Here is a 4,194-nt window from a genome sequence, read left to right on the forward strand (position 1 = left end):
CGGCCACCCCCCGGCCAGGGGCGCGGGCCGTCGGCACCGATGCGGAAGTCCACCCCGGTCCGGGTCGCAATCCCAGCGATCGGGGTGGACTCAGGCCTGATGCGCCTCGGCATCAAGAGCAACGGCAACCTGCAGGTCCCGCCGAACGGTTTCCCGGCCGGCTGGTTCACCGGCGGCCCCACACCAGGTGAGAAGGGGCCTGCCGTCGTCGCGGGACACGTCCGCTGGTCCGGGCGGGCAGGCGTCTTCGCCCGGCTGGGATGGGTGAGACCGGGGGACAGAATCGTCATCACTCGTCAGGACCGCTCGGTGGCTGCGTTCCGGGTGACCAGGGTCAGGCAGTTTCCCAAGTCGGCCTTCCCCACAGCCGCGGTGTACGGCGATCTCGACCACGCCGGCTTGCGTGTGATCACCTGTGGCGGGCTGGACGACGCATCAAACAAGTACGAGGCCAACATCGTGGTGTTCGCCGACCTGGTCGCCTGAGCCTCGCGCGGGTGCATGATCGGTGTATGGGCAGCAGCGGTGGGGATTTGCAGGAGATGATCACCGGGTTCCGGGTTTCGGCTGCGTTGAGTGTGGCGGCCGAGCTGGGGCTGTCGGACGAGTTGGCTGGAGGGCCGCGGACAGTCGAGGACCTGGCGGGTGCGGTTCACGCGGACGAAGAGACCTTCCGGAGGTTGCTGCGGGCCCTGGTCGCGGTCGGGGTGTATGCGGAGCGGGAGGGACTGGTCACCAACACGCCACTGAGCGAGCGGCTCCGGTCCGATCTACCGGGGACGATGCGGCCCTTGGCGCGGACGCTCCAGGATCCGGCGATCTGGGCTGCGTGGGGTCACCTCGCCCACAGTGTCCGGACGGGTGAGAACGCATTCGAGGCATTGCAGGGCGTCGACGTCTGGACGCACCGGCAAAGTCATCCGGAACAGAACGCGATCTTCAACGACAACATGGCCGCGCTCAGCTGGTACGTCGGAGACGCGGTCGCCGCCGCCTACGACTTCTCGGGCATCAGCAGTGTGGTTGATGTCGGCGGCGGCCAGGGCATCCTGTTGGAGGCGGTGCTGGCCAAGCATGAGCACCTGAAAGGCACGGTGTTCGATCTGGCGCATGTGGTGGCCAAGGAACCGCGATCTCGCGCACTCGAGTCGCGGTGGTCTGCCGAGGTCGGGAGCTTCTTCGAGGCGGTGCCGCCCGCGGACGCGTACCTGGTCAAGTCGATCCTCCATGACTGGCCGGACGACCGCTGCGTGGAGATCCTCCGTACCTGCGCCGCGGCGCTCAACCCCGGTGGCGTAGTACTCGTCGTCGAACTGGTCCTGGATCGCCCGGGGCACGAGGTCGTCGCGGCCTACTCCGACCTCAACATGCTCGTGCTGCCTGGAGGCAGGGAACGCACGGAGGAGCAGTACGCGGCGCTGTTCGATGCCGCCGGTCTGCGTTTGAACCGGGTGATCGACACCGGCACCCGAATGGCGATCCTCCAGGCTCGCAAGGCCGGGTGATGTTGAGGTGGATCAGCCTGTCGGTGGGTGATGTTAGAAACTCGGTATGGCGCTGAGTCTGTCGGTCAGTTACGAGCAAGCAGTGCAGCACAGGTTGGTCGTGAATCGCCTGGCTGAGCGTCTGCCTGCTGGTTCGTACGTGCAGGCGGCTCGCTTCGGCCTTCAGGACACCGCACCGCGTGATGCCCTGATCGGCCTGCACGCCCGAGTCGAGGACTGCGAACCGTCGGCCTGGCAGGCTCCTGGGCTGATCCAGACCTACAGCCCGCGGGCCGCGGTCTATGTGTTGCCGGCCGAGGACTTCGGGGTCTTCACGATCGGTCGAATGCCGCTGGACGAGGGCCAGCGCCGGGCGATCGACCAGCTGGCCGCCGAGATCTGCCGGGATCTTGCCGGCACCGAGCGGCGGGGCGGACGTCACGAGTTGCGGGGGGTTTGTGCCAGCGGACGACTGGCGCTGCGATGGACGACCAGCGCTCTGTACTTCCGCGAGGTGCCACGGCCGGAGATCGATTTCGTCGAAGCCCACAAGGAACTCTGCCGGCGCCATCTCCAGGCGTTCGGTCCGACCACGGCGGAGGCCTTCGCCTGGTGGTCTGGACTGTCGCGAGCAGATGCGAAGGAGGTCTGGGGGCTGCTGGCGCCCGAGTTGCTGTCAGTCGATCTGGAGGGCCGACCCGCGTCGATCCTCGCCGCCGACGAGGCGACCCTCCGTATTGCTCCGGCCATGCAGGGTGCTCGGTTCCTGGTGGCATCGGACCTGCGGCTGTTCGGGCAGGACCGGCACGGGTTGTTCATCGGTCCGGGCCAGAAGCAACTGATTCACCTGCACGACTGGTTCCATCCGCACGGACTCATGCTGGACGGCAAGATCGTCGGCACCTGGGGACGACGGGGCGGCCGTGTCGACGTCAAGGTGGCCGGGCCGCTGTCACCCGAGACCCGGGCTGCGGTGGAGGCCGAAGCCCTCTCCATCCCCATCCCCAACGCGACCATGTCGATCGACATCGCGGAGTGCCAGTAGTGCGTCGGCTCAGTTGAGCAGCTTGGTCCAGTCGGAGGGGACTCGGTGGGCAGGACCGGGAACGGGTTGGTCGACCGGGTGGTGTTGTGGATCGGCGAGGGGCGGGCCGCCGTCGTACATCGCCTCTTCGGTGTAGTCCCAGAACCAGTCTTCGCCGGGCTCGAAGCTGCGGATGATGGGATGGCCGGAAGCCTTGGCATGGGCGGAGGCGTGCTGCTCCGGGGAGGAGTCGCAACAGCCGATGTGGCCACACTGGGCGCAGCGGCGGAGGTGGAACCACCATCCCTGCGGGTCGGCCGACTCGCAGTCGGCACAGCCTGTGCCGCTCGGTACGGCGCTGGGTTCGATCCCATCCATCAGAGCACTCCTCGAATCCGTCGGGTCCGATGACAATTCCGACCTTACCGAGATGCTGGTCAGTAGGGCGGAAGGAGGGACTGCAGGGTGGCCAGGCCGGTGGAGACGATGGGGGATGGTGGGGCGGTTTCCGGCGCGGTCTGGCGGAACGCCGTCGGAGACATCGCGTAGATCGCCCGGAAGCGGCGGGAGAAGTGGTAGGCGTCGGCGAAGCCGCACTGGACGGCGATCGCCTGGATCGACAGGTTGCTCTGCCACAGGAGTGGTTCGGCTTTGGCCAGGCGGAGCAGCTCGATGGCAGCGACTGGACCGACGCCGAACTGTCGCCGGAACACGCGGGACAGCGTGCTCGGCGAGACCTGGGCGGCTGCGGCCAGCTCTCGCAGCGGGACAGGTGTTGCCCGTCCGTCGGACCAGTGCTCGCGGACCGCGTGCATCATCGCGATGACTGGTTCCGGCAGCGACAGAGGGCTCGGAGTCGCTGGCGCAGGCTCGGCCTGGAAGGTCAACACCAGCAGGCGAAGGGTCTCGCGGGCCTGGGCCTCCCAACCCGGTGGGGACGCGCTGCCTAACCACAGCAGGTAATGGCAGAGCGCTCCCATCGGGTCGTGCCGCCCGGTCAGGTCGCGAACCAGCGGCCACTCGACCGGGCCGTCAGTGGACAAGGTGAAATGAACGTACGCATGACGGGTGGGAGTCTGCGGATCCCAGTGGAACTCGTCGCGCATGCCAGGCCTGATGAGCAACAAGTTGCCCGGCATCAGCGGCACCCGGACTCCATCACACAGCCAGGTGGCGCTGCCCTTCAGTAGCCAGACGAACTGGTACCACTGGGCTTCGCGCGGCCCGAAGGTCGACCCTGGCGGATAGTCGGCCACTGCCGGCCCCAAGCGGGGCAGCAGTTCGACCGAAGGCACTATCACTTTCTATCGCAACCGCCGTCCCGGTCGGGGCGGATCCGCGGCTTGCGGATCTCCTTGAGCCCCTTGTACTCATAGGGATCGGACCCGGCGACAAGCACGATGTCCCGGAAGTCCGCCTGCGCCACGGTCGTCCCCTCCGGCGGAACCGCCCAGGGCAGGAGTGACTCGGCGCTCATGTAGTGGTTGGCCAGCGCTCGCCGGTAGCCGTGCCGCCCGGTGTTCGGCAGGGACTTGTGCAGCAGGTAGCCGTTGAACAACAGCACCGACCCCGCCTCCATCTCAACCGGTACGGCGTCGGCGTCGTCGTAGGGGAAACCATAGGACTCCACCGTGCAGTCGTACTGCGGGTCGTCGTGCTCGCGGTTCGGATAGATCACCCCGGTCC

6 protein-coding genes are annotated in these 4,194 nt (G+C 67.4%); 3 read left to right on the forward strand and 3 right to left on the reverse strand.

The window, feature by feature from the left end:
- From VFG33_RS05260 to VFG33_RS05270, 3 genes are all read left to right on the forward strand, one after another.
- Positions 1-486: class F sortase (locus VFG33_RS05260; RefSeq protein WP_325022972.1), on the forward strand; the 486-nt coding region annotated here is incomplete at its 5' end.
- A 26-nt stretch (positions 487-512) separates the two neighbouring features.
- Positions 513-1,505, forward strand: a complete 993-nt coding sequence (locus VFG33_RS05265) for a methyltransferase (protein ID WP_325022974.1) — start codon at positions 513-515, stop codon at positions 1,503-1,505.
- 46 nt (positions 1,506-1,551) lie between these two features.
- Entirely contained in the window at positions 1,552-2,529 is a 978-nt protein-coding gene (locus tag VFG33_RS05270) for a DNA glycosylase AlkZ-like family protein (RefSeq protein ID WP_325022976.1), read from the forward strand.
- Positions 2,530-2,538: 9 nt separating this feature from the next.
- Here VFG33_RS05270 and VFG33_RS05275 read toward each other — a convergent pair whose 3' ends face one another.
- The 3 genes from VFG33_RS05275 to VFG33_RS05285 all read right to left on the reverse strand — a co-directional run.
- Positions 2,539-2,886: a UBP-type zinc finger domain-containing protein gene (locus VFG33_RS05275; RefSeq protein WP_325022978.1), complete on the reverse strand. Its 348-nt coding sequence runs from the start codon at positions 2,884-2,886 to the stop codon at positions 2,539-2,541.
- A gap of 59 nt (positions 2,887-2,945) precedes the next feature.
- A complete protein-coding gene (locus tag VFG33_RS05280) occupies positions 2,946-3,803 on the reverse strand; it encodes a helix-turn-helix domain-containing protein (protein WP_325022980.1) in 858 nt (285 codons plus the stop codon).
- 2 nt (positions 3,804-3,805) lie between these two features.
- Positions 3,806-4,194, reverse strand: a 389-nt coding sequence (locus VFG33_RS05285; protein WP_325022982.1) for a phytanoyl-CoA dioxygenase family protein, incomplete at its 5' end; no start/stop codon positions are given.

This window comes from Kribbella sp. (assembly GCF_035687465.1).
Classification (GTDB): Bacteria; Actinomycetota; Actinomycetes; order Propionibacteriales; family Kribbellaceae; genus Kribbella.